The organism is Xanthovirga aplysinae (assembly GCF_009711365.1).
Classification (GTDB): domain Bacteria; phylum Bacteroidota; class Bacteroidia; order Cytophagales; family Cyclobacteriaceae; genus Xanthovirga; species Xanthovirga aplysinae.
On sequence record NZ_SMMB01000105.1, the window covers coordinates 1 to 358 of the forward strand.

Consider the following 358-nt stretch of genomic DNA (forward strand, 5'->3'; position numbering starts at 1 on the left):
GCCAATATTAAGGACGACACCATCGGCTTTTATTTTTCCAGATACATCTAATTTTTCGGTGGGTGCGGATTGACCAATTCCTACCTTCCCATCTCCTTTGATTACCATTTTTTCGCTATAAGTATCGGAACCAAAAGTCCTGAAATGAATGGATCCATCACCGCTTCCATCCGCATCACCCGTAATGTAGACCTCTCCATTGGTATAAGGGAACCAGGTATGTGCCTTATCATTTGCTGAGGCAAATTTGATGGAAGTTGCCCTTACATCAAGGGTTGCAGTTGGAGATGAGGTACCTATCCCTACATTTCCATTTACCTGGAGTTGGTTATCGAAAACAGTAGTTCCACCCACTTGA

1 protein-coding gene is annotated in these 358 nt (G+C 43.3%); it reads right to left on the reverse strand.

The features are described 5' to 3' along the window. A partial coding sequence (locus E1171_RS23105) for a hypothetical protein (RefSeq protein WP_425509588.1) occupies positions 1–358 on the reverse strand: 358 nt, incomplete at both ends.